Source organism: Vreelandella boliviensis LC1, from assembly GCF_000236035.1.
GTDB lineage: Bacteria > Pseudomonadota > Gammaproteobacteria > Pseudomonadales > Halomonadaceae > Vreelandella > Vreelandella boliviensis.
In genome coordinates, this window is the sequence record NZ_JH393259.1 from 389,148 (window position 1) to 414,096 (window position 24,949).

Annotated in this window: 23 protein-coding genes; 3 read left to right on the top strand and 20 right to left on the bottom strand. The window is 52.3% G+C overall.

Translation table 11 applies throughout. The annotated features are described in order from the left end of the window. Positions 1–59 precede the first annotated feature (59 nt). A complete protein-coding gene (gene cysS, locus KUC_RS16285) occupies positions 60–1,454 on the bottom strand; it encodes a cysteine--tRNA ligase (RefSeq protein WP_176459049.1) in 1,395 nt (464 codons plus the stop codon). Between the two features lie 26 nt (positions 1,455–1,480). Further along, entirely contained in the window at positions 1,481–3,160 is a 1,680-nt protein-coding gene (locus KUC_RS16290) for a glutamine--tRNA ligase/YqeY domain fusion protein (protein WP_007114328.1), read from the bottom strand. A gap of 179 nt (positions 3,161–3,339) precedes the next feature. Here KUC_RS16290 and KUC_RS16295 point away from each other — a divergent pair, with 179 nt between their 5' ends. After that, complete coding sequence (locus KUC_RS16295; protein WP_007114330.1) at positions 3,340–3,840, top strand: peptidylprolyl isomerase; 501 nt, start codon at positions 3,340–3,342, stop codon at positions 3,838–3,840. Positions 3,841–3,853: 13 nt separating this feature from the next. Continuing rightward, entirely contained in the window at positions 3,854–4,627 is a 774-nt protein-coding gene (locus KUC_RS16300) for a UDP-2,3-diacylglucosamine diphosphatase (RefSeq protein ID WP_007114331.1), read from the top strand. Positions 4,628–4,693: 66 nt separating this feature from the next. On the opposite strand, the gene KUC_RS16305 is transcribed toward KUC_RS16300, so the two are convergent. From KUC_RS16305 to KUC_RS16340, 8 genes are all read right to left on the bottom strand, one after another. Further along, positions 4,694–6,514 (bottom strand): SurA N-terminal domain-containing protein, encoded by a 1,821-nt coding sequence (locus KUC_RS16305; RefSeq protein ID WP_007114332.1) that lies wholly within the window; start codon positions 6,512–6,514, stop codon positions 4,694–4,696. A gap of 126 nt (positions 6,515–6,640) precedes the next feature. Beyond that, positions 6,641–6,913 carry a non-specific DNA-binding protein Hbs gene (gene hbs / locus KUC_RS16310; RefSeq protein WP_007114333.1) on the bottom strand — a complete coding sequence of 91 codons (273 nt, stop codon included), beginning with the start codon at positions 6,911–6,913 and terminating at the stop codon, positions 6,641–6,643. A 193-nt stretch (positions 6,914–7,106) separates the two neighbouring features. After that, entirely contained in the window at positions 7,107–9,518 is a 2,412-nt protein-coding gene (gene lon, locus KUC_RS16315) for an endopeptidase La (RefSeq protein WP_007114334.1), read from the bottom strand. 274 nt (positions 9,519–9,792) lie between these two features. Next, a complete protein-coding gene (clpX, locus tag KUC_RS16320) occupies positions 9,793–11,073 on the bottom strand; it encodes an ATP-dependent Clp protease ATP-binding subunit ClpX (protein WP_007114335.1) in 1,281 nt (426 codons plus the stop codon). Between the two features lie 74 nt (positions 11,074–11,147). Continuing rightward, positions 11,148–11,765 carry an ATP-dependent Clp endopeptidase proteolytic subunit ClpP gene (clpP, locus tag KUC_RS16325; RefSeq protein ID WP_007114336.1) on the bottom strand — a complete coding sequence of 206 codons (618 nt, stop codon included), beginning with the start codon at positions 11,763–11,765 and terminating at the stop codon, positions 11,148–11,150. Positions 11,766–11,833: 68 nt separating this feature from the next. Then, the gene (tig, locus tag KUC_RS16330; RefSeq protein ID WP_007114337.1) at positions 11,834–13,186 is read right to left on the bottom strand and encodes a trigger factor; all 1,353 of its coding nucleotides are present in this window, start codon (positions 13,184–13,186) and stop codon (positions 11,834–11,836) included. Between the two features lie 258 nt (positions 13,187–13,444). Next, positions 13,445–13,822, bottom strand: coding sequence for a hypothetical protein (locus tag KUC_RS16335; RefSeq protein ID WP_007114338.1), 378 nt, complete (start codon positions 13,820–13,822; stop codon positions 13,445–13,447). Positions 13,823–13,824: 2 nt separating this feature from the next. Then, the gene (locus KUC_RS16340; protein WP_007114339.1) at positions 13,825–14,289 is read right to left on the bottom strand and encodes a flavodoxin; all 465 of its coding nucleotides are present in this window, start codon (positions 14,287–14,289) and stop codon (positions 13,825–13,827) included. Positions 14,290–14,432: 143 nt separating this feature from the next. Between KUC_RS16340 and KUC_RS16345 the strand changes: the two genes are divergently transcribed. After that, positions 14,433–14,639: a DUF2788 domain-containing protein gene (locus KUC_RS16345; protein WP_040481273.1), complete on the top strand. Its 207-nt coding sequence runs from the start codon at positions 14,433–14,435 to the stop codon at positions 14,637–14,639. 144 nt (positions 14,640–14,783) lie between these two features. On the opposite strand, the gene KUC_RS16350 is transcribed toward KUC_RS16345, so the two are convergent. From KUC_RS16350 to cyoE, 10 genes are all read right to left on the bottom strand, one after another. After that, a complete protein-coding gene (locus KUC_RS16350) occupies positions 14,784–15,083 on the bottom strand; it encodes an integration host factor subunit alpha (RefSeq protein WP_007114341.1) in 300 nt (99 codons plus the stop codon). A gap of 165 nt (positions 15,084–15,248) precedes the next feature. Then, positions 15,249–17,630: a phenylalanine--tRNA ligase subunit beta gene (gene pheT / locus KUC_RS16355; protein ID WP_007114342.1), complete on the bottom strand. Its 2,382-nt coding sequence runs from the start codon at positions 17,628–17,630 to the stop codon at positions 15,249–15,251. A gap of 26 nt (positions 17,631–17,656) precedes the next feature. Beyond that, positions 17,657–18,676: a phenylalanine--tRNA ligase subunit alpha gene (gene pheS / locus KUC_RS16360; protein ID WP_007114343.1), complete on the bottom strand. Its 1,020-nt coding sequence runs from the start codon at positions 18,674–18,676 to the stop codon at positions 17,657–17,659. Positions 18,677–18,835: 159 nt separating this feature from the next. Further along, positions 18,836–19,189, bottom strand: coding sequence for a 50S ribosomal protein L20 (gene rplT, locus KUC_RS16365; RefSeq protein WP_007114344.1), 354 nt, complete (start codon positions 19,187–19,189; stop codon positions 18,836–18,838). Positions 19,190–19,253: 64 nt separating this feature from the next. After that, complete coding sequence (gene rpmI, locus KUC_RS16370; protein ID WP_007114345.1) at positions 19,254–19,448, bottom strand: 50S ribosomal protein L35; 195 nt, start codon at positions 19,446–19,448, stop codon at positions 19,254–19,256. Between the two features lie 82 nt (positions 19,449–19,530). Further along, a complete protein-coding gene (infC, locus tag KUC_RS16375) occupies positions 19,531–20,022 on the bottom strand; it encodes a translation initiation factor IF-3 (protein WP_007114346.1) in 492 nt (163 codons plus the stop codon). Positions 20,023–20,082: 60 nt separating this feature from the next. Continuing rightward, positions 20,083–22,005 (bottom strand): threonine--tRNA ligase, encoded by a 1,923-nt coding sequence (gene thrS / locus KUC_RS16380; protein ID WP_007114347.1) that lies wholly within the window; start codon positions 22,003–22,005, stop codon positions 20,083–20,085. Positions 22,006–22,216: 211 nt separating this feature from the next. Further along, positions 22,217–23,086 (bottom strand): OmpA family protein, encoded by an 870-nt coding sequence (locus KUC_RS16385; RefSeq protein WP_007114348.1) that lies wholly within the window; start codon positions 23,084–23,086, stop codon positions 22,217–22,219. Positions 23,087–23,421: 335 nt separating this feature from the next. Further along, positions 23,422–23,889 (bottom strand): DUF2489 domain-containing protein, encoded by a 468-nt coding sequence (locus KUC_RS16390; protein ID WP_007114349.1) that lies wholly within the window; start codon positions 23,887–23,889, stop codon positions 23,422–23,424. 132 nt (positions 23,890–24,021) lie between these two features. Further along, positions 24,022–24,939: a heme o synthase gene (cyoE, locus tag KUC_RS16395; protein WP_040481276.1), complete on the bottom strand. Its 918-nt coding sequence runs from the start codon at positions 24,937–24,939 to the stop codon at positions 24,022–24,024. Positions 24,940–24,949 lie beyond the last annotated feature (10 nt).

A 24,949-nucleotide genomic window follows, 5' to 3' on the forward strand; every position in this document is an offset into this window, starting at 1 on the left:
AAGAGCCATCAGCGTTTAAGTTAGCGCATAAGCTTCCAACGAGTGATTAAGATTCTTGATTAAGGCGCTTCAAACACCCAAGAAGTACCTTCCCGGGAGTCTTTCAGAATAATTCCCATCGCAGCAAGCTCATCGCGGATTGCATCCGCCTGGGCGAAGTCTTTATTCGTCTTAGCCTCAATGCGCTGAGCAATCTTTGCTTCGATCTCGCTCTCGCTAAGCGGCATACCTTGCTGCTGTGTGCCTTTTAGGAAGGTTTGTGGCACTTGCTGAAGAAGCCCCAAAATAGACCCAAGCTGCTTTAACTCGCCCGCCATCTTGGCGGCTTCAACAGGCTGGTCTTGCTTGGCACGATTGACCTCGCGAGCCAGCTCAAACATCACCGCCAGGGCTTCAGGAGTATTAAAGTCATCGTCCATTACCTGGGTAAAGCGCTCACGGTAAGCAGAGGCGGCGTCCCTATTTGCCTCGCCTGGCTCAAGACCTTCCAGCGCCGTATACAAGCGCGTTAGCGATTTACGCGCTTCGGTCAGTGAATCGACCGAGTAGTTGATCGGGCTACGGTAGTGGCTAGCCACCAGCAGAAAACGCACCACTTCTGGGTCGTGCTCGGCCAGCACATCGCGAATGGTGAAGAAGTTGCCCAGGGACTTGGACATTTTCTCCTGATTCACCCGCACGGCGCCGGCGTGCATCCAGGTATTAACGTAGGTTTTGCCGGTGGCCGCTTCGCTTTGCGCGATCTCATTCTCATGGTGCGGGAAGGTTAGATCCGGTCCGCCGCCATGAATATCGAAGGTATCGCCCAAGCAGCAAGTCGACATGGCCGAGCACTCAATATGCCAGCCAGGCCGACCGTTACCCCAGGGTGATGCCCAGTGCGCCTCCCCCGGCTTAGCGGCCTTCCAGAGCACAAAATCGAGCGGATCTTCTTTATGAACATCTACATCAACCCGCGCGCCTGATCGCATATCGTCAAGCTGGCGGTTATTGAGCTTGCCGTAATTGGCAAATTTGCGCACACGGTAGTAGACATCACCGTTATCGGCCGCGTAGGCAAAGCCTTTTTCAATCAGCGTTTCAATCATGGCCACGATATCCTCGATATGGCCCGTGGCGCGGGGCTCGTGGCTGGGCGGCAATACAAATAGGCGCGCTTCATCTTCGTGCATGGCGTCAATCATACGCTCAGTGAGCGCGGTGATACTTTCGCCATTCTCATCAGCGCGTTTGAGGATCTTGTCGTCAATATCGGTAATGTTGCGCACGTAGTTAACGTCATAGCCGCGCTCTCGCAGATAGCGGGTGATGATGTCAAAGGCGACCATGACTCGGGCGTGCCCCAGGTGGCAGTAGTCATACACCGTCATGCCGCAGACATACATACTCACTTTCCCCGCTTCAAGCGGGGTAAAAGGTTCTTTGCGACGTGTCAGCGTATTGTAAATATGCATATGGCTATCCATGTTGTTTCTGGGCATTAGCCCTTCTGCTTGATTTTAGCCCAGCTGTCTTTTAAGCCTACGGTACGGTTAAACACCAAATGCTCTGGTGTGGTGTCATGGCGATCCGCACAGAAGTAGCCGACGCGCTCGAACTGGAAGCGCGACTCCGGCGTTGCCTCGGCAAGGCTAGGCTCACCAATGGCTTGGCAAACGATCAAAGACTGCGGATTTAGATGCTCTAGAAAATCGACATCTTTATCGCGATCAGGCTGCTCAACAGTAAACAGGTTGTCGTAAAGACGCACTTCAATCGGCACGCCGTGAGCAGCGCTAACCCAGTGAATGACACCTTTGACCTTACGCCCTTCGGGGTTTTTACCCAACGTATCGAAATCTACTGAGCAGTGCAGTTCGCTGATCTCACCGGAAGCGTCTTTGATCACCTCGTCACAGCGAATCACGTAGCTATTGCGCAGGCGTACTTCTTTACCCGGCGCCAAGCGGAAGAACTTTTTGGGTGCATCTTCCATAAAGTCGTCTTGATCGATATACAGCTCACGGCTAAACGGCACTTTGCGCATGGTCATATCATCACGAGCGGGGTGACCAGGCACTTCGTACACCTCTTGGTGATCTTCAGATACGTTGGTGAGCACGATTTTTAGCGGCTTTAAAACGCACATTGCACGCGGGGCATTGTCTTCAAGATCCGAGCGAATCGCGTGGGTCAACATAGCGATATCTACCAGGCCACCGTCGGCACGGGTAACGCCAATCATCTCGCAGAACTTGCGAATTGACGCTGGCGTGTAACCGCGGCGACGCATGCCAGAAATAGTCGGCATGCGTGGGTCATCCCAGCCATCGACGATTTGCTCATCAACCAGCAGCTTCAGCTTACGCTTGGAAGTCAGGGTGTAATCGAGATTCAGCCGCGCGAACTCAATCTGGCGGGGTTTCGCGGGTACCGGCAGATTATTTAAAAACCACTCGTACAACGGGCGGTGATCTTCAAATTCCAGAGTACAAATCGAGTGCGTAATACCTTCAATGGCATCTGACTGACCATGGGTAAAGTCGTACGAAGGATAGATTTTCCATTTATCACCCGTTTGGTGATGGCTAGCGTGACGAATTCGATAAATAATCGGGTCGCGTAGATTGATATTAGGTGAGGCCATATCAATTTTGGCGCGCACTACCTTTTCACTTTCGCCAAACTCACCTTCGCGCATCCGCGCCAGCAAATCCAGGTTCTCTTCGACGCTGCGCTCGCGGTAGGGGCTGGGTTTACCCGGCGCTGTCAGGGTGCCGCGATACTCACGGATTTCATCCGGTGACAGGTCGTCGACATAGGCTTTGCCTTCACGCATTAAGTGCTGCGCCCAGGCGTAGAGCTGGTCGAAGTAGTCGGAGGCGAAACGCACCGGGCCTGCCCATTCAAAGCCTAGCCAACTGACGTCCTCTTTGATCGCATCGATATAGGCCTGCTCTTCTTTGGCAGGGTTGGTGTCGTCAAAACGTAGATGACACTCGCCACCCAGTTGCTCCGCCAACCCGAAATTTAGGCAGATCGACTTCGCATGGCCGATATGCAGAAAGCCATTGGGCTCCGGGGGGAAGCGCGTCACGATTTTAGTGACCTGGCCGCCCTCGATTTCGTCGCATACTTGGTTGCGAATGAAGTTCGGCGCTGGGGTGGTCTCGTTGGTCATGATGGTGTTGATAACCTCGTGGTGGATGGCGTGCTGAGCCGTGAAAACATGCTGTGAAAACGCTGTGAAAACATAGGATACGCCTATGGCCCTTCGCGGTGCAGGGCAAAACCGCTATTATAACGTGACGCCGATGCACAGCGCCAAGGCGAACGTCTTTATTGAACAGGAATTTATCTATGATCGTATTACAGACGAACCATGGTGACATCACCATCGCTCTTAACCACGAAAAAGCACCGATTAGTGCGGCGAATTTTGAGCAGTATGTACGCGACGGGTTTTATGACGGCACCCTGTTTCACCGGGTAATTGATGGTTTTATGGTGCAAGGGGGCGGTTTCGATAAAGAGTTTAACCAAAAGCCGACCCGCGATCCTATCGACAACGAAGCCGATAACGGCTTGAAAAACACCATTGGCACGCTAGCAATGGCACGCACCCAGGATCCCCACTCTGCCACTGCGCAGTTTTTTATCAATGTGGGCGACAACAGCTTTCTAGATCACAGCGGTAAAAGCCTGCAAGGCTGGGGCTATGCGGTATTTGGCGAAGTCGTTGACGGCATGGATGTGGTCAACGAAATTAAAAACGTAGCCACTTCGCGCCGCGGCATGCACGCAGACGTCCCCTCTGAAGATGTCATTATCGAGCGTGCGTACGTCAAAGACGCGGAATAACGCTGGGAGCCTTATGCGCACATTGCTTGTTGCTGACCTTCATCTAAGTAGCGATACCCCCGAGATCAACCAGGGGTTTTACCGCTACCTGGAGCATACTGCCCCAGGGGCCGATGCTCTATATATCTTGGGCGATCTTTTCGATGCCTGGATTGGTGACGACCTACTCGATGCCACCCAACATCCACTTAGCGGCGTTGCCCAAGAGGTCATTCAGCGTTTGAACAACCTGAGCAGCGACGGCACCGCTGTCTACCTGATGCACGGCAACCGTGATTTTTTGCTCGGTGAACGCTTTGTGAACGCCTGCCAGGCATTGCTGCTATCTGATATTGAACAAGTCGAGATTCAGGGCCTGCCAGTGTTGCTTCTCCACGGTGATAGCCTGTGCACTCAGGATAAGGCCTATATGGCCTTTCGCGAGCAGTCGCGCAATCCAGAGTGGCAGGCCCAAATGCTTGCTCTACCGTTGGAACAGCGCTTGGAACTGGCCAAAAGCCTGCGCATGCAATCGGGTGAAGCCAATGCCAATAAGGCCGAGGCGATTATGGATGTAACGCCGCAAGAGGTTATCTCGCTAATGGAGCGGTTTGGTGTTACCACGATGATTCATGGTCACACCCATCGCCCCAAAGTACATTCGCTCACGGTAGAAGAGGTGCCTGCTACTCGCTATGTGCTAGGCGATTGGGATGCCCAGCACGGCTGGGATATCTTGATTGAGCACTCTGAACATACGGTTCCAGAGCTGCGTCAGTTTTCTTTAACAGAATTGCCTGACGCATGATTGTTGTTTACAGGCATAAAAAAAGCCGATCTCGCGATCGGCTTTTTTAGGCCTGCTTAAGCGATTCTATCGCTCTATGTCAGCATCGCTGCGCAGGTCATCGATTAATCCCTGCAGCACCGATTGAGCACGTAATTGCTCGGCCATTTGCGCAACAAACGCCTCCATCTGCTCATCGACGTCACCTACGCTTACGCTATCCAGCGCCACTACAGCAACACCTTGCGGTAGTTCAACCATGCGATAGACGCTCCCGCCCTCTTCAGGGCGCGCCATGCGGAAGGCTTCCTGAACAATCAGCTGAGGCAAAGTAGTGTCAGCTTGGCGGCTTAGGTTGTTGGCTTCGAGCCAATCAACATCAACCTGCTGATTTTCTCGCAGGTTTGCGACCAATGCCTGCGCATCTTCACGCAGTGCTTGTTGCTGCTGCTCAGCGGCCACGGACATTTCGACGTCCTCGCGCACTTCATCAAGCGGTAACAGCGTCGCGTCGCGCTGCTCGGCAATCCGAAGTACTAGTCGACGATCCTGATCCAGTTCAATAACTTCGCTGTTATAACCCTCTTCAAACACGTCGTTACTAAACGCCGCCGACATCACGCCAGGCTCAGATAGCACGCCTTGAGCCTCATCATCACTAGCGAGCCAATCGCTCTCCTGAAGCGTCAGACCCAGCTCATCGGCAACACTCTGCAGGTCATCGGCAGCGAAGCTCTCATCAATCAGCTGCTGAACCCGTTGATTAAACTCATCATCAACTTCACGCAGCGCTACTTGCCTCGCCAACTCATCGCGCTGCTCTTCAAAGGTGGGCCCCTGAATATCCGTCACCTGAATGATGTGGAAAGCGTTATCCAACTCAACCGGTTGGGAAACATCACCCTCTTCGAGACCAAAGGCTGCTTCATCAAAGGTGTCACCAAAGAAACCGCGGCTGATCACACCAAGATCACCACCCTCTTCTGCGCTGGCGGTGTCATCCGAGTAGCGCAAAGCGGTATCCGCAAACGACTCACCGCTGTCCAGCGCTTCCCGAGCGGTCTCGGCCAATTGCTGCGCTTCATCACGGGTGCGCTCATTGCCAAAGGTAATCATGATGTGGGATACACGGCGATCTGCATCACGATTTTGCTCACGCCATACGTCGCGCAATGCCTCTTCGTCTACGTCACGCTCCTCCGCCATGGTTTGGCGGTCAATCAGCACATACTCAAGACGCACCTGTTCGGGGCGCTCATAGCGCTCATGGTGGGCATCATAATAAGCTTGAAGATCGTCCTCGCTGACGTCGATATCAGCGTTCACATCGTCGCCACCCAGAATCAAGTATCTGAAGCTCCGCTGCTGGCGCTGCAACTCTGCTAGACGCTCTTGCTCGTTCGGCAGACTAAAATCGCTGAAGGCTAAGCCTTGCTGTAAATGCTGACGCTGGATATCGACGCGCAGCTCCTGTCGAAATGAGAGTGGCGTATAGCCAGCCCCAGCTAGGCGATTACGGAACACCTCTGCAGAGAAACGACCATCCTGATCATGAAATTCTGGCAAGCTGACAATTAACTGATCTAATTGCTCTTCTGAAACGGCAAAGCCACCCTCTTCAGCGTATTGGGATAACAACTGCTGGGTGATCAGCTGATCAAGCATTTCATTGCGCAATGCTCGCTCTTGCTCTGGCGGCACTTGGCCTGAACGCAGAGCGCGCTGAACTTCAAGCTCAACCTGCTGACGCATAATCGGCTGACCGTTGACGCTCGCTACTTCGTTCGGATCGCTACCAAAAAGCCCAAACAGTGACTCAATCCCGAAAAGTGCCATGGCCGCGACCATAACACCGATAATAATTTTGGCACCCCAGCTCCTGGAGCCATCTCGAATACTTTGCAGCATGCTAGCCTCAGATAGTCACAGCCAAATACATTGGCCCGCTAAACTCTAATGAACAGTGGGCCAGAAAATAACATGGGCGCATCGCCAGTGCGATGCGCCCATTAGGTTACAACAAACGCGGTCAAATTAGTTAACGGCGTCTTTCAGCGCTTTACCTGCTTTGAAGCTGGGTACTTTGGCAGCACTGATCTGGATCGGCTGACCCGTTTGTGGGTTACGGCCAGTTCGAGCTGCACGCTCTTTGATCGCGAAAGTACCAAAACCTACCAGAGATACGCTTTCGCCCTTCTTAAGGCTATCGGTGACAGACTCCACCATGGCATCCAATGCGCGGGTTGCCGCTGCTTTAGGAATATCTGCAGACGCGGCAATGGCTTCAATCAGCTCGGACTTATTCACTCTTCACCCCTTGACTGTTTCAAAAAAATGGCTCTGAACGGCATGGTCACCGATGGAATGACGATCAAAGCATAGCTGCGTTTTATAGCAATGCCTTGAAACATCTGTCAAGCAACCATGCCGCAAGATACCCGCCACACAAGCAGCGGGCATATATTAAGTAAAATTAAAGACCAACGAGGACTTTAACAGCTTAATGAGTACTAGCAACGACGTTATTACTAAACGATGCTTCGGTGCTTTTCAATGGCGCACCGTCTTCTACCTTATCAGCTAGCGCTACGGCTAAGACATCATCTATCCAGCGTACCGGACGAATATCCAATGCACCTTTGATATTGTCAGGTACTTCCTTGAGATCACGGCGGTTTTCTTCAGGAATTAGCACTGTCTTTATACCACCGCGGCGGGCTGCCAGCAATTTCTCCTTCAGTCCGCCTATCGGCAACACTTCACCGCGTAGATTGACTTCACCGGTCATTGCCACGTCGCAGCGTACCGCACGCTGGGTGTAAGCGGAAACAATCGCCGTCACCATGGCAATACCCGCACTGGGCCCATCTTTAGGTGTCGCCCCTTCGGGAACGTGGATATGCAGATCCTCTTTTTCGAACCGCTCGGGATCAATGCCATACGCTTCTGCCCTGGCACGCACCACTGTGTGGGCGGCACTCACCGACTCTTTCATCACATCGCCAAGTGAGCCGGTCTTATTAATTCGCCCTTTACCCGGCGTTACCACTGACTCGATGTTGAGCAGCTCACCACCCACCGATGTCCAGGCAAGCCCTGTGACTCGGCCGATCTGGTCGTCCTGCTCTGCCAAGCCGTAACTGTAGCGGCGTACGCCCGCGTAGTGCTCAATTTGCTCTGCCGTTAAGCTCTGCCCCGATTGGACAGCTTTCTGGTCACGCTCTTTCTCAAGCCGTTCACGCAGCACTTTACGCGATACTTTGGCAATCTGCCTTTCTAACTCACGCACACCGGCTTCTCGAGTGTAGTAGCGAATAAGCTCTAAAAGTGCGCTGTCTTCCAGCGTTAACTCATCGCCTATTAAGCCGTTCGCGGCTAATTGCTTGGGTAGTAAGTAGCGCTTAGCAATAGCCAACTTCTCATCTTCGGTGTAACCCGGCAGACGAATAATTTCCATGCGGTCAAGCAGTGCACTGGGAATATTCATCGAGTTAGCGGTACAGATGAACAGCGTCTCAGAGAGATCGTAGTCGAGTTCCAGATAGTGATCGCTAAAGCTGTTGTTCTGTTCGGGATCGAGCACCTCGAGCAGCGCAGAAGCAGGATCCCCGCGGTGATCCATACCTAGCTTGTCGACCTCATCCAACAGGAACAACGGGTTTTTAACCCCGGCTCGGCTCATCCGCTGCATCAACTTACCTGGCAACGAGCCAATATAGGTACGCCGATGGCCGCGAATTTCCGACTCATCGCGGACACCACCCAGCGCCAAACGCACATATTTGCGATTAGTGGCACGGGCGATGGACTGACCAAGAGAGGTCTTACCCACCCCAGGCGGTCCGACGAGGCACAGTACAGGGCCTTTCATCTTGCGCACACGCTTCTGTACGGCAAGATATTCCAGGATGCGCGCCTTGACCTCTTCCAGGCCGTAATGATCTTCATCAAGCACCTGCTGCGCTTTGACGAGATCGTGCTTCACGCGCGTACGCTTTTTCCATGGAACAGCGACTAACCAATCCAGGTAGGAGCGCACCACGGTCGCTTCGGCGGAGTTTGAGGCCATCATTTTGAGCTTATTGAGCTCTTGAGTAGCTTTCTCAGACGCCTCCTTCGGCATACCTGACTCTTGAATCGCCTGTTCGTACTTCTCAGCCTCATTGGGCACATTATCCAGCTCACCCATTTCTTTCTGGATAGCTTTCATCTGCTCGTTGAGATAGTACTCGCGCTGAGTCTTCTCCATCTGCTCTTTAACCCGCGAGCGGATGCGCTTCTCAACTTGAAGCAGGTCGATTTCGGACTCAATCAGCGCCATCAGGTGCTCAATTCGATCGCGAACACGATCCATCTCAAGCAACTCTTGTTTGTCGCCAATCTTAAGCGACAGATGGGCACAAATGGTATCCACCAAGCGGCTTGGATCTTCAATCCCCGACAGCGAATTAAGCACTTCGTTGGGAACTTTTTTCGAAAGCTTGACGTACTGCTCGAATTGATTGAGCAACACACGAACCAGCGCTTCTTGCTCACGACTAGTAAGCGGCTCGCTCTCTCGGGGGGTTAAATGCGCTTGAGTATAGCCTGCGACATTCTCTTCGACATTCAGTACATCCGCTCTAAAATTACCCTCAATGAGTACTTTCACCGTGCCATCGGGCAACTTAAGCAGTTGCATAATATCGGCCACGGTGCCCATAGCGTAAAGATCCGCGTTGTCAGGCTCATCTTGAGACGCTTCACGCTGAGCCACCAGTAGCACACGCTTATCAGCCTCCATCGCCGCTTCGAGCGCCTGGATAGACTTTTCACGACCTACAAAAAGGGGGATGACCATTTGCGGATAAACAACCACATCGCGCAATGGCAAAAGGGGTAGACATTGTGTCTGTTCGGCGTTCTGCTGCATCGCAGACGTTCCTCGACAAATCGGATGAGTACTTGAAAGAGTACTTGGAAAAGTACTGCACATTTTCTAAATGCTGACGTTCAATACGTTAGCATTGAATAGGCCAGGCAGTAACACTTCACGAATTAGGCTTTATAGCTAGATAACCAAGCTTCACAACACGCTTTATAAGAGCGCTCTACAAGAACTCGTTATAATAACAAGGGGTCGCCTAGGCGACCCCTTGTTTTAGCGCGCAAGCGGTTGAAGCTGGGCCGTGATACTCGACTAACCACTAACCATCAGTGCCGTCGACACGTGCTTCTTCCTGCTGAGAGTAGATCAACAGAGGCTCACTCTCTCCAGCAATCACCGAGCCATCGATGACGACTTTGCTGACGCCTTCAAGCGACGGAATTTCATACATGGTATCCAGCAACACTGACTCTAAAATAGAGCGCAGCCCACGAGCGCCTGTTTTACGCTCCATGGCTTTTTCAGCCACAGCACGTAACGCTTCATCTCTGAACTCAAGCGTTACATCTTCCATTTCAAACAGTTTAGCGTACTGCTTGACAAGCGAATTCTTGGGCTCCGTCAGAATCTGCACCAGTGCATCTTCGGTGAGTTCCATCAGTGTCGCGATGATCGGCAAACGACCCACAAACTCTGGAATCAAGCCAAATTTAACCAGATCATCCGGCTCTACGTCGGCCAGCAGCTCACCCACCCCACGAGAGGACTCCTTGCTTTTCACCGCCGCATTGAAACCGATACCGCCCTTCTCAGCGCGATCACGAATAACTTTATCCAGCCCCGCAAAGGCACCGCCGACGATAAACAGAATATTGCCAGTGTTAACTTGGACAAACTCCTGCTGGGGGTGTTTGCGTCCGCCTTGAGGCGGCACAGAAGCCGTCGTACCTTCAATAAGCTTCAGCAATGCTTGCTGGACACCTTCACCCGAGACATCGCGAGTGATTGAAGGGTTATCCGATTTGCGTGAAATCTTGTCGATTTCATCGATATAAACAATGCCGCGTTCGGCTTTCTCGACGTCGTAATCGCACTTCTGCAACAGCTTTTGGATGATGTTCTCGACATCTTCACCGACATAGCCGGCTTCCGTCAGCGTGGTTGCATCCGCAATAGTAAAAGGTACATTCAGTAACCGTGCCATGGTTTCCGCTAACAGCGTTTTACCGCTACCGGTGGGACCAATTAGCAGAATGTTTGATTTACCTAGCTCTACATCGCCGTCGCGTACATCTGTTTTCAGACGTTTGTAGTGGTTATACACCGCTACGGAAAGCACCATTTTGGCGCGATCCTGTCCGATGACGTAGTCATCAAGCGTATGACGTATTTCGCGAGGCGTAGGTAAACGCTCCTCATCGCTCTCGGCATCGGCTTCGAGAACTTCCTCGCGAATGATGTCATTACACAAGTCGACACACTCATCGCAGATATAGACGGATGGGCCCGCAATCAGCTTACGTACTTCGTTTTGGTTTTTCCCACAAAACGAGCAGTAGAGCAGTTTGCCACCTTCGTCCTTGCCTTTGCCGTCGGCCATTCGTATACCTCTGTCACTGCGGCGGCTTTCGCCGCCGGAAAAGCTCGTTAGAAAAGCAGAATCCTATCACGCTATCAGGATGTAGGCCGCTTATCCAGCACTGCATCAATCAAACCATACTCTTTGGCTGTATTGGCGCTCATGAAATTATCCCGATCGGTATCTCGCGAGACGGCTTCAATATCCTGGCCCGTATGATGGGCAAGGATTTGGTTCAGCTTTTCGCGAATACCCAGAATTTCACGGGTATGAATTTCAATGTCAGACGCTTGGCCTTGGTAACCACCTAGCGGCTGGTGAATCATCACACGTGAATTGGGTAGGCAGTAACGCTTGCCAGCCGCGCCTGCCGTCAATAACAGCGCACCCATACTAGCCGCCTGACCAATACACACCGTAGACACATCTGGCTTCACAAACTGCATAGTGTCGTAAATCGACATACCCGCGGTGACCGAACCACCTGGCGAGTTGATATACAGGTGAATATCTTTATCGGGATTTTCTGATTCCAGGAACAACAACTGGGCGACAACCAGATTAGCCATGTAGTCTTCTACAGGGCCTACCAAAAAGATCACACGCTCTTTTAAAAGGCGTGAGTAAATGTCGTAGGCTCTTTCCCCTTTGGCGCTCTGCTCAACCACCATGGGCACTAAACCGCCGGCGTTTTGAATATCAAACTCACTCATTCAGGTGATTCCTTGCGTCCGGGAAGGGAAAGGCGCACCGACATAAAGGTGCGCCACGTTCCAGGGTGTTAGGCGCTAGCTTGCTCGCCCTCTTCAGCACCCTCATCTTGCTCTGCCTGCTCTTGCGCAGCAGCAAGGGCTTGTTGATAAGACATTTCAACGTCTTTAATGTTCGTTTGCTCAAGCAACTTGGCAACCGCTTTCTCTTCGAGAATGGCAGATTTTACTTGGGTTTTCAGCTGCTCGTTGCCCATGTAGTAGCTGACCACTTCATCAGGATCTTGATACTGCTCAGCAAGCTCGGTCACTTTTGCCTTGATAGCATCATCGTCAGCATCAAGTTCGTTAGCCTTGATCACTTCAGCCAGCAACAAACCGACCTGAACGCGGCCTTTGGCCTGCTCTTCGAACAATTCGTTGGGCAGCTGACTGACATCAAAGTCTTCACCTAGACCAAACTGCTGCGCAGCTTGGCGCTTCATGCCGTCAGTCTCTTGCTGAACCAGTGCGCTAGGCACAGGGATTTCGTTAACCTTTTTCAACGCATCAAGCACTTGCTGCTTGACCCGGTTATCAACGGCTTGCGACGCTTCACGGGTCATGTTCTTCTTGATTTCAGCGCGGAATTTTTCCTGGTCGCCGCCTTCAACGCCAAAACGCTCGATAAACTCAGCGTCTACTTCGGGCAGTTTTTGGCTGCTGACTTTGTGCACTGTCACCTTGAAGGTGGCTTCTTTACCGGCCAAATGCTCGGCCTGGTAATCTTCTGGGAAGGTGACGTTAAGGGTCTTCTCTTCGCCCGCCTTGGCACCAATTAGCTGCTCTTCAAAGCCTGGAATAAAGCTATTGGAGCCAATGACCAGGGTGTGACCTTCGGCGCTACCGCCTTCAAACGGCTCATCACCAATATAACCCTGGAAATCTATAGTGACTTGATCACCGTCGGCAGCAGCAGCGTCCACTTCTTCCCAGGCGGCGTTTTGCTTACGCAGCGTATCGATCATCTCATCGACATCCGCATCGCTTACCGAAACCACCGGACGCTCAACTTCGGTACCTTCGATAGAGGTCAGCTCAACTTGCGGGTAGATCTCCATTACCGCAACGAACTCTAGGTCTTTACCCGACTCATTGACCGAGGGTTCAATTTGCGGGAAGCCAGCCGGGTTCAAGCCTTCTTCGGTAATAGCGCGCACATAGCGCTCGCGCATTACTTCACTGACTACCTCGTTACGTACGTCTTGGCCGTAGCGCTGCTGAACTACTGCCATTGGCACCCGGCCCTGGCGAAAACCATTCAAGCGAACGTTCTTCGCGGTGTCTTTCAAGCGAGCACTAACGGCCCCGTCAATTTCGGCAGCCGGCACTTGAATGGTGATACGGCGTTCGATCTGGGAGGTCGTCTCGACAGAAACTTGCATGAATTGTCCTCTAACGGCTGGGCGTTGTGTTGATTGCATTTAATAAGTTCAAGGGGGCAATTTTAAGAACCCCAACGCATAGTGGCAAGCGCCATGCTCGCAACATGGGGGCAGTGATTTTAAAAACAAGGGAATATGCGAGCAATTAACCGCTTTAAGGCGTGTTTAGCTTCATTATTAGTTCCACGCTGCGTAATTTATACCATTCTACTGCTTTGTACGTCTTGCGGCGACTTTTTCAATCGCTGTAGTAAAACGCTAGCTGGCTTGACGCTCACCTGACCACCAAAGGCTTATCGCATGAAGCAGCACTCCAAGGGTTGCGCAATGGGAAATGAATACTTGCCAGCTGATCCAATCTGTAAACAGCGCGTGCCAGCCCCCCATCACAGCCATTCCTAACAACAGCATAACGACTAACCGCTTGCATAGCTGCGGCAGTCGGCGACGTGCCTCCACGCCCAATAAGCGCCACTGCACAATAGCCGCGAAGGCAACCAGCGCTAAGGCAAAGATAATTAGCGTCTGGCGGGTTTCATGCCCACCCGCCATGTAGCGCGGAAGCGTTGCCAGCATAACGATACATAGGCCTAGCGCAACGCTAATGCGCTCAGGCGAGGTAGGCGCTCGCTGCATCGCTAAGCCACCTCTAATTGTTGGGCAACGATCCACTCTTCCACCCAGGGCACGGCAGCGTCGTCGGCCATGAATGTCTCCATGGCATCGACCTCTAATCGCTCACCTAATCGGGTCGCGCCATGATCCGCCAGCAACTCATCAAGCGCACGGCCTGCGCCACAAAACGTATCGCCATAAGAGCTATCGCCCAGGGCAATAAGCCCGTAGCGGAGTGAGGTGAGTGCGGGACTTCTATCGCGCAGATTACGCACAAAGGGCACAAAACTGCCGGGAAAATCACCACTGCCCGTGGTCGACACACAAAACAGCACCAAATCAGCATCACCACCGACAATATCATCGACAGAGGGCTGTTCATGAATAGTCACAGCGTAACCGGCCTGTTCAAATAGGGGCTTCACCTGCTCAGCCACGTCTAAGGCACCGCCATACATTGTACCCACCAAAATATTCAGCTTCGGCATCGTCACTCCCCTGTCAAAGTGTCACAGTGCCAACCATCAAGTCGACAAATACCCTATGAATTTGCTCAAATATTAACATGGCTGGTTAGAATGAGACACATCGCCCGCAACGGGTGATTCACAGGCAGCACACAGGAGTGGCTATGCAGCAAACCTTCGAGACTTGGATCACCCCGCTGATGGTTGGCGGTCTAATCATATTTATGTGTTTCATTATCTGGGACTTGGCCAAAAAATCGAATGCGGGCAAATTTGGCACCATCATGCTGTTTGTGGTGCTGGGTGCAGGCATGCTGGGTTATGTCATCAAGGTGGTAATTACTTGGCTAATTGAGAGTGGCGGCATTTAAGGGCATCAACGAACCCACGACAAAGAGAAAAGGAGCGCCCGAAGGCACTCCTTTTAAAAGGCAAGAGAATTAGTAGGTATGAGCTTTAGAGGCTATGAGCGCAGCCAAACACTTTGGAATAGATAACACCCATAGACCAAAAGACTACTCGTCGCCTACATAGTGCTCAACCTGCTGTTTTAGCTTCTGCCCTGGACGAAACGTCACGACTCGCCGAGCAGAAATGGGGATTTCTTCACCGGTTTTAGGGTTACGCCCTGGTCGCTCGCGCTTATCACGCAAGTCAAAGTTACCAAACCCGGACAGTTTTACCTGTTCGTTCTCACGAAGACAGGCTCGAATCTCTTCAAAAAAAGCTTCGACCATGGCCTTCGCTTCTCGCTTGGACAGAGCTAGCTCAGCATGCAAATGTTCGGCTAGCTCTGCTTTGGTCAACGCACCCATAAGGCTTCTCCTTATCCTTGAAGCAAACACAGCAACAAACGCTCTGTATCAAACATACAACATACAGTAGCAAACGCATTGCCAAGAGCGTGATAAGCATCGTGGTGTGGCCCAGCCGTTAATTAAACTCGCATTTCTTTCACCTAGCACGGATTTAATTCGCTATTAGCTGCGCAGCTCCGCATCCAGCTTGACACGCACTTGTGTCACAATTGAATCGACCAACTGATTGATTTCCTCGTCGTTTAGCGTGCGCGATGGATGCTGCCAGGTCAAGCCCAATGCAATACTCTTATGCCCTTCGGCTACGCCTTTACCTGAATAGACATCGAATAGCTTGATATCTTGCAGATACTCCCCCGCTTGCTGCTTGGCACAATCCAACAGCGCCTGTACAGATGTCGCCTCTTTGAGTATAAACGCCAAATCACGGCGCACCTCAGGAAAACGCGATAGCGGTTCAAAGGCGGGGATCCGACCTTGGCTAAGCGCATCCAGACGCACTTCAAACAGCACGGCATCCATCTTTAAGCCAAGCGCTGCGCGCACCTGCGGGTGCAGAGTGCCGATCCAACCCGCGGGCTCCCCATGGTGCAGCAGCTGCGCACTTTGACCTGGATGAAGCGCTGGGTGCTCAGCAGGCTCAAAGCGCCATGCGTCAGCATCACCACCCAAGGCCAGGACACTTTCTAAATCGCCTTTTAGATCGTAAAAGTCTACGCGGCCTTTAACATCCCCCCAGCCCTCGGCTTCCCGTGGGCCACACACCAGAGCGCCGAGCATCGGCACTTGCGACAACGCATCCAACTCTCCGTTAAAGACGAGACCGGTTTCAAATAGCCGCACACGGGCTTGCTGACGATTGAGATTATACTCCATGGCGCGAACCAAGCCGGGAAACAGACTAGCGCGCATCACCGACAAATCAGCCGAGATGGGGTTAGCTAGCGCAGGACTTACGGCATCAGGCAGCATCGTCGCTTGCAGCTCGGGAGCCACAAAGCTGTAGGTAATCGCCTCCTGAAAACCCCGGGCAACCATCTGGCGACGTAGCCGTGCCTGGGTGAGCGTTGCCTCATCTGCAGAGCGCAGCGCCAAGCGTGCCGCTGGGCGACGCACCGGCAAATTATTGTAACCGTGGATACGCGCCACTTCTTCGATGAGATCTTCTTCGATAGCCAGGTCAAAACGCCAGCTTGGCGCGGTGACCGCCCAACCGACATCCTGTACGCTGACATCAAGCCCTAGGCGCTGCAAAATATCGGTCACATCATCGCTATCGAGCGCCTTGGAAAGCGCCTGTTCTAAACGCGCGCTGCGCAAGAGAATCGCGCGCTCTGCGGGCATATGCTCAACACTTTGTGTTTCAACAACAGGCCCAGCCTGACCGCCACAGACCTCAATCAAAAGCTGCGTGGCCCGCTCGACGGCAACTGGCGTCAGCTGCGGATCAACACCGCGCTCAAAACGGTGAGATGCATCAGTGTGCAACCCGTAGGAGCGCGCTTGGCCAGCAATGGCAAGTGGGGTAAAGAAGGCTGATTCAAGGAAAATAGTCTGGGTATTTTGATTAACACCGGAGTTTTCACCCCCCATCACCCCTGCCATGGCGAGCGGGCCGGAATGATCGGCAATCACCAGCGTTTCAGGACGCAGCGCCACTTCATTACCATCAAGCAGCGTTAGCTTCTCGCCTGGCTTAGCCATGCGCACAACCATGCCGCCTTGCAGGTTGTCACGATCAAAGGCGTGCATCGGCTGGCCTAATTCCAGCATGACGTAGTTGGTAATATCCACTACAGGGTCAATAGAGCGCACGCCACTGCGGCGCAAACGCTCCACCATCCAAAGGGGTGTTTCAGCCTGAACATTGACGCCCTTGATAACGCGACCAAGATAGCGCGGGCACTGCTCTGGCGCTTCAATGCTAACCGCGAAGCTATCCTCAATAGCAGCCTCCACCGGTGCTATTGCCGGTCCATCAACCGGCAAGCGGTTGAGCACACCGACTTCACGCGCCATCCCTTTAATGCTAAGGCAGTCGCCGCGGTTTGGCGTCAAATCGACTTCAATCGTCATGTCATTAAGATGCATGAACTCTCGAAAGTCGTCACCCACTGGCGCTGAAGCCGACAGCACCAGAATGCCCGGCGACGTCTCCTCTTCAAGCCCCAGCTCAGAGGCTGAACAGATCATCCCCCGCGATTCAACTCCGCGTAACTTGGCTTTTTTGATCTTGAAGTCACCCGGCAGCACGCCACCTACCTGGGCAAAGGGAATTTTCTGACCAATATCAACATTAGGCGCCCCGCAGACAACCTGAACAGGTTCGCCACTACCGTCATTAACGGTGCACACATTGAGCTTATCAGCGTCAGGGTGCTTTTCTTTGCTCAGGACCTCAGCCACCACTACACCGCTGAATGCGGCGGCTACCGCTTCAACAGCATCGACTTCCAAGCCCGCCATAGTGATTTGGTCGGCCATTGCCTGCGTTTCAAGCTGCGGGGAAACCCACTCACGCAGCCACTGTTCTGAAAATTTCATGGTTGATCCTGTATTCGGCGGCGGTCTTAAGCGAATTGACGTAAAAAACGCAGATCGTTTTCAAAGAACAGGCGTAAATCATTCACGCCGTAGCGTAGCATTGCCAAACGCTCTGCCCCCATTCCGAAGGCAAAACCGGTATAGCGCTCGGTATCAATGCCCGAATGACGAAATACCTCAGGGTGCACCATGCCGCAGCCCATCACTTCCAACCAGCCGCTATGGGAACAAACGCGACAGCCTGCCCCGCTACACATCACGCACTGAATATCCACTTCGGCGGAAGGCTCAGTGAATGGGAAGTAGGAGGGGCGAAAACGCACCGAAAGATCGTCGCGCTCAAAAAATGCCTGCAAAAAGTCTTCGATTGTCCCTTTAAGGTCAGCAAAGCTAACTCCCTCATCGACCAGCAAGCCTTCCACTTGGTGAAACATGGGCGTGTGGGTCAAGTCAGAGTCGCTGCGATAGACGCGCCCTGGGCAAACGATACGAATGGGCGGCTCGCTGCTTTTCATCGTGCGCACTTGCACCGGCGAGGTGTGAGTGCGTAGCAAGCGCGTGGCATCAAAATAGAAGGTATCAGCCATACCACGAGCGGGATGGTGTGCGGGAATATTGAGCGCTTCGAAATTGTGATAATCATCTTCAATTTCAGGCCCTACCGCCACGTCATAACCAATACGGGTGAACAGACCCTCTATACGTTCAAGGGTGCGCGTCACGGGATGCAACCCTCCGCTGGCCTGGCCACGCCCTGGCAATGTGACATCGATACTTTCAGCGGCCAAACGGGCATTCAGCGCAGCACTCTCAAGTTGCTCGCGCTTAGCATCAATTTCGTCGGCCAGTGTTTGCTTGGCCTGATTAATACGCTCGCCCGCCGCTGGGCGCTCTTCGGCTGACAGCTTCCCCAGGCCTTTCAGCAAGGCAGTTACCTCACCTTTCTTACCTAAGTAGCGTACTCGTAACTCGTCTAGTGCGGCGACACTCTGCGCAGCCTGAATGGCGTCGCGCGCCTCAGATACCAGAGTAGGAAGGTGATCCATCCGTTTCACTCCGAATTAAGCGGTGTCCATCCGTGAGGATGGCGTGGCACGTTGAAGGTGACAAAAAAACAGGGGAAGAGCGGCTGCTCTTCCCCTGTATGGGTCACTCTGAAATGACCTCAGGCACTTAACACGGGCAAAAGCCCCGTGCATATTACCTTATTGGGCAGCCTTGGCTTTTTCCACGATGGCGGCAAATGCAGCCTTCTCGTGTACTGCCAAATCGGCCAATACTTTACGGTCGATTTCAATACCGGCTTTCTTAAGACCGCCTACAAAGCGGCTGTAAGACATACCGTTGACGCGTGCACCTGCGTTAATACGCTGGATCCATAGCGCGCGGAACTGGCGCTTACGGTTGCGACGGTCACGGTAGGCGTACTGACCAGCTTTGATAACGGCTTGCTTAGCAACGCGAAAAACGCGCGAACGGGCACCGTAGTAACCTTTAGCAAGCTTCAATACTTTTTTATGGCGACGACGCGCTACTACGCCACGTTTTACTCGAGTCATAACACACTCCTGACTTTAAGGCTGAGGCAAAAAATTTGTGCACTCAGAAATACGAAAACCCGACTTATAGATTCGGCAGCATACGCTGGATAAGCGCTTTATCAGACGCGTGGATCTGCTTCATTCCACGCAGTTGACGCTTACGCTTGGTCGTTTTCTTGGTCAAGATGTGGCTACGATGAGACTGCTTGTGCTTAAAGCCATTAGCAGTCTTCTTGAAGCGCTTGGCAGCGCCGCTATTGCTTTTGATTTTCGGCATGAGGAAAACTCCGCTCGATATTTTTTAGAAAACCCAGGGCCGACCACCGGTTTAACGGTGGCCCGTTGACAACGCCGTTGGATCACTTCTTTTTCGGGGCAATAATCATGATCATCTGGCGGCCTTCCATTTTCGGAAAAGCCTCTACCGCTCCGATCTCTTCCAGGTCTGCCGCGATCCTTTCCATCAGCTTACGCCCGATGTCCTGGTGCGCCATTTCACGACCACGGAAGCGCAGTGTGACTTTGCCCTTGTCACCACCTTCCAAAAAGCGCGTCAGGTTTTTAAGCTTGACCTGATAATCGCCTTCATCGGTGCCAGGACGGAATTTAACTTCCTTAACCTGGATTTGCTTCTGCTTCTTCTTTTGAGCCGCTTTCTGCTTCTTGGTCTCAAAAACGAACTTGCCGTAATCCATAATCTTGCAGACGATGGGATCGGCATTCGAAATTTGCACGAGATCTAGGCTTTCAGATTCAGCACGCTCTAGCGCTTCGGTGGTGGGCACAACACCCAACTGCTCACCGTCGCTACCAATAAGACGTACTTCTTCTTCGACAATTCGCTCGTTCATTGGTGGGCGTTTGTCTGCTGGACGCCCGCGCTGGTTGCTTCTCTTGATCGTTCCGTCTCCTTAGGCAATTGACGATGTCGCCAGGGCTACTCTCTCGGCAGTATGGCGTTCAATAAACTCATCAACCGTCATTGTACCGAGGTTTTCGCCGCTGCGTGTTCGCACGGCTACTGAGTCAGCTTCAACTTCCTTATCTCCCACCACAAGGAGATAGGGAACTTTCTGTAACGTATGCTCACGAATTTTAAAGCCGATCTTCTCGTTCCTCAAGTCCGCTTTAACACGCAAGCCACTTTTTTGCAGGCGCTTCTCTAATTCAAACGCGTATTCACGTTGTGAATCGGTGATGGTCATGACAACCGCTTGCTGTGGCGCAAGCCATAATGGCATAGCGCCCGCATAATGTTCAATCAAGATGCCAATGAAGCGCTCCATGGAGCCAACAATAGCACGATGCAACATCACCGGCGACTTGCGTTGGCCTTCTTCTGTCACATACTGAGCCCCGAGACGCTCTGGCATCATAAAATCGACCTGCATGGTACCGACCTGCCATTCGCGCCCCAGACAATCTTTCATATGATATTCGATCTTGGGGCCGTAGAACGCGCCTTCGCCAGGAAGTTCCTGCCATTCAACACCACAGGTTTTTAATGCGCTACGCAACGCTTCTTCTGCCCGATCCCAAACCTCATCACTTCCAATTCGCTTTTCTGGGCGAAGGGCAATTTTAATAGCAATATCTTCAAAGCCGAAATCGCTATACACCTTTAGTGCTTGACGATGAAAATCAGTCACTTCAGGCTCAACTTGAGCTTCTGTACAGAATACATGACCATCATCTTGCGTAAACGCCCGCACACGCATAATACCGTGTAAAGCGCCTGATGGCTCGTTACGGTGGCAGCCACCAAACTCACCAAAACGAACGGGCAATTCGCGATAGCTACGCAAACCGGAATTAAACACCTGAACGTGCCCAGGGCAATTCATCGGCTTGAGGGCATACTCACGCTTTTCGGACTCAGTAAAGAACATACCGTCCGCGTAGTTATCCCAGTGCCCTGATTTTTTCCAAAGCGACACGTCCATAATCTGGGGACAACGTATTTCTTGATACCCACCCTCTTTGTAGACACCACGCATATACTGTTCGATCTGCTGCCATAGCGCCCAGCCATTTGGATGCCAGAATATCATTCCCGGCGCTTCTTCCTGCATGTGAAAGAGATCCAGTCGACGTGCCAACTTACGGTGATCACGCTTCTCTGCCTCTTCAAGACGCTTGACGTAAGCTTTAAGCTGTTTCTTGTCGCCCCATGCGGTGCCATAGATACGCGTAAGCATGGTGTTGGCTGCGTCACCGCGCCAATAGGCACCTGCCAGCTTAGTTAGCTTGAAGGCTTTTAAGTGACGTGTATTCGGCACATGCGGCCCGCGGCACATGTCGGTGTACTCTTCGTGATGATATAGCCGGATCGTGGCATCATCGGGAATATCGCGCACAATCTCCTGCTTGTAAGGTTCATCACGATGCAAAAAGGTCAGCATTGCTTTGTCGCGATCGACATATTCGCGCACCACATCGTACTCACGCTCAATCAGTGATTGCATGCGCGCTTCAATGGTCTCAAGGTCTTCCGGAGTGACAGATTGACCAAACTCAATATCGTAGTAGAAACCATCTTCAATAACTGGCCCGATCGCCATTTTGGCCTCGGGATACATCTGCTTAACCGCATGACCAATTAGGTGGGCACAGGAGTGGCGGATAATTTCCAACCCTTCAGCGTCACGTGCGGTGATGATAGACACTTCCGCATCTTGCTCAATCAGGTCAGCAGCATCCACCAGCACACCATCGATTTTCCCAGCAACGCAGGCCTTAGCCAAACCAGGGCCAATGGATTCTGCGAGCTGCATAATGGTCAGCGGTGCTTCAAACGTTTTTTGACTGCCGTCAGGCAGAGTAACAATAGGCATTCAGATTCCTTGAGCGCAGTGGTGATCCATACCAAGGATCACATTTCGCTATCAATGGTCTTGGGAGGTGCAAAACAAAAACAGCAGCAAGACTAGCAGACTTGCTGACTGCTTAAAATAAAAACGGGAGGCCTAAGCCTCCCGTTTCTTTACCTGTGAATTGCAGTTAACCCTTTATAGATAACCAACAAAACTCAGAAGATAAGTGAACTTAGTTCCACTCATCCAGTTCAACGCGACGGTTCTGGAAGCGGCCTTCTTCGGTCTCGTTAGAGGCGATCGGACGCTCTTCACCGTAACCAACCGCACGCATGCGGTTGGTAGCTACACCGCGGCTAGCGAGGTAAGACGCCACAGACTGGGCACGCTCTTGTGACAAGTTTTTGTTGTACTCGTCAGAACCACGCGAGTCGGTGTGACCTTCGATGCTTACACGTACATCTGGGTTGTTAACCAGACGCTCTGCAACACCGTTCAGCACGCTGCGTGCGTTAGAAGTCAACTGTGCAGAGTCAAACTCGAAGTTAACTTCTTGAAGAACAACACTATCCGGGCAGCCCAGTGCGTTCACTTCTACGCCAGCAGGCGTGTTCGGGCACTGATCACGGTAATCCGGCACACCGTCGTTATCGGAATCAAGCGGGCAACCGTTGGCATTAACTTCAACACCAGCGGGTGTGCCTGGACACTGATCACGGTAGTCCGGCACGCCGTCACCGTCAGAATCTAGCGGGCAACCTTGGGCGTCCACTGCAACACCAGCAGGAACTTCGCCGTAGCTCGGGCACTGCGGTGCAACCGGCTTTGGTGTACGATCAGCACATAGCAAACCGCCGATAGCTGCACCTGCAGCGGCACCGGTAGCAGCACCGCTCTCTTCATCAGAACTACTGCTCGTGGCGTAGCCAATACTGCCACCGATAACACTGCCTGCCAGACCACATACCGCAGGGTGCTGGTACCAACTGCGGTCGCTGCTAGCGCTTGCTTGGCCGGAAGACTGTGAGGCCGAGCTGGCACAGCCAGAAAGGCCAACTACCAGTGCAGAACCGATTAGCAAGCCAGTCGTTGATTTTTTCATGCAAGACTCCTTCTTGATCCAATGCTGAAATGGTCATAAGTGACCAAATCTGTCCAATGCTTCTTATTTGCGAGAGCATCCATTTTTCGCCTGTCCTGTATCACCGGTTAATGTTCTAAGCTCCCAGTACAAATAGCGACATACTAACCACCCAGAACCCGGTCAATACAAAACGGTGTGCCTATCATTAACGCTTACGTGCAGGAAGGCAACAATGCCAAGATATCAACTTCTTGCCAATACCGACATCCTTTAGCATAGCAAAATTGCCGCGATGAGCATTAAAAATTAGTTTGCTATGCATTTTGGCGGTGCAAACCGCTCAAAATCAATATTTAATGCAACGCATTTTTACCTTTGGAGCGCCATTTCAACACTGCTCGGGCAGCTTCCAATACGGCTTCGCGCATGTCATTTTCGGCCATCAACCGCTCTTTGTCTTCCTGCATACGCTCTCGAGCAGTCAACTGATGACGGGCGGAATGCGTATTCAGGTGTTGAGTGCGGCTATAGTGTTCAGCAAATGCCTTAAATTCAATTCGTTCCGTTAAGCTGGGATCAATGATCTCAAGTAGCACCTTACAACGCCAGGCACCCTCTGTAATATCGACCTGCTCCTGAACCAGCGCGCTCGCTACATAATCGAGATTTTCTAAACTGTTTTGCTGAGCGCGAGCATCTTCATCGCGCCGGTATGCTTCTCGGCGACTAACCTCTTTACGTAAAGACCATGCGTAGAAGCATAGCCCTATGATCACCGCAATCGCCACGGCCAGTAATACCAGCGCTATCGTTGAGTTCATGAAGCTCCTCATTAAGCGAATAAATTACTTAACGAAAATTGTACACCCTTATACCACCATTAAGCCAATAGCATCGAGACTTGAGCGCCATCTAGCTGAATGGACGGTCTACAGATCACTTTATGCACAGGACTACCAGATCAGCGCCGCAGTGTAGTGATCGATTATTAGCGCACCGAAAACACCTAACAGGTAGCGAATCGAGAACCAGAATGCGCCGATAGGGGCAGTGGGATCCTGGCCACGCCACACTCGCCAATTCCAGGCCATAAAGCGTGCATTAAGAAACAGCACAATGAATAGATAAAGTGCGCCACTCATGCCTATCATCACCGGCAATAAAGTGGTTAGCACTGTTAGCCAGCCATACAGCCAAATTTGCAACCGTGTAAAAGGAATCCCGTGAGTAACAGGCAGCATGGGGATACCCGCCCGGGCATAATCATCGCGCTTATGAATGGCCAGCGCCCAAAAATGGGGTGGCGTCCAGGCAAAAATAATCAGCATCAGCAGCATCGGTTCAGCGGTAATTTGCCCTGTGATTGCAACCCAGCCTAAAAGTGGCGGTGCAGCGCCAGCCACCCCACCAATAACGATATTTTGTGGCGTAGCCCGCTTTAAAAAAGCGGTATAAATCAGCGCATAACCAATTAGGGAGGCAAAGGTTAGCGCAGCCGTTAAGTGGTTAACCTGCCACGCCAATAGCGCAACACCTGCGGCAGAAAGCAAGCACGCCCAACCCAGCGCGATTGCCACGGGTAGCCGCTTACTTGCCACAGGGCGGCGAGAAGTTCGCGTCATTACCGCATCCAAGTGGCGGTCGATGACATGATTAAAAGCAGCCGCACCGCAAGAGGCCAAGCCGATACCGACAAGGCCAAGGATTACGCTCGTCAGTGGTGGTAGGCCTGGGGTTGCTAATGCCATCCCTACGGCTGTACACACCAACATAACAGCCACCACTTTAATCTTGCACAGGCCAACTAGCTCTTTCCAGCCCCACACCATAGAAGGCACTGCCGTGGGTAGCGTCATTGTTATATTTCGCATGGCATGCTTC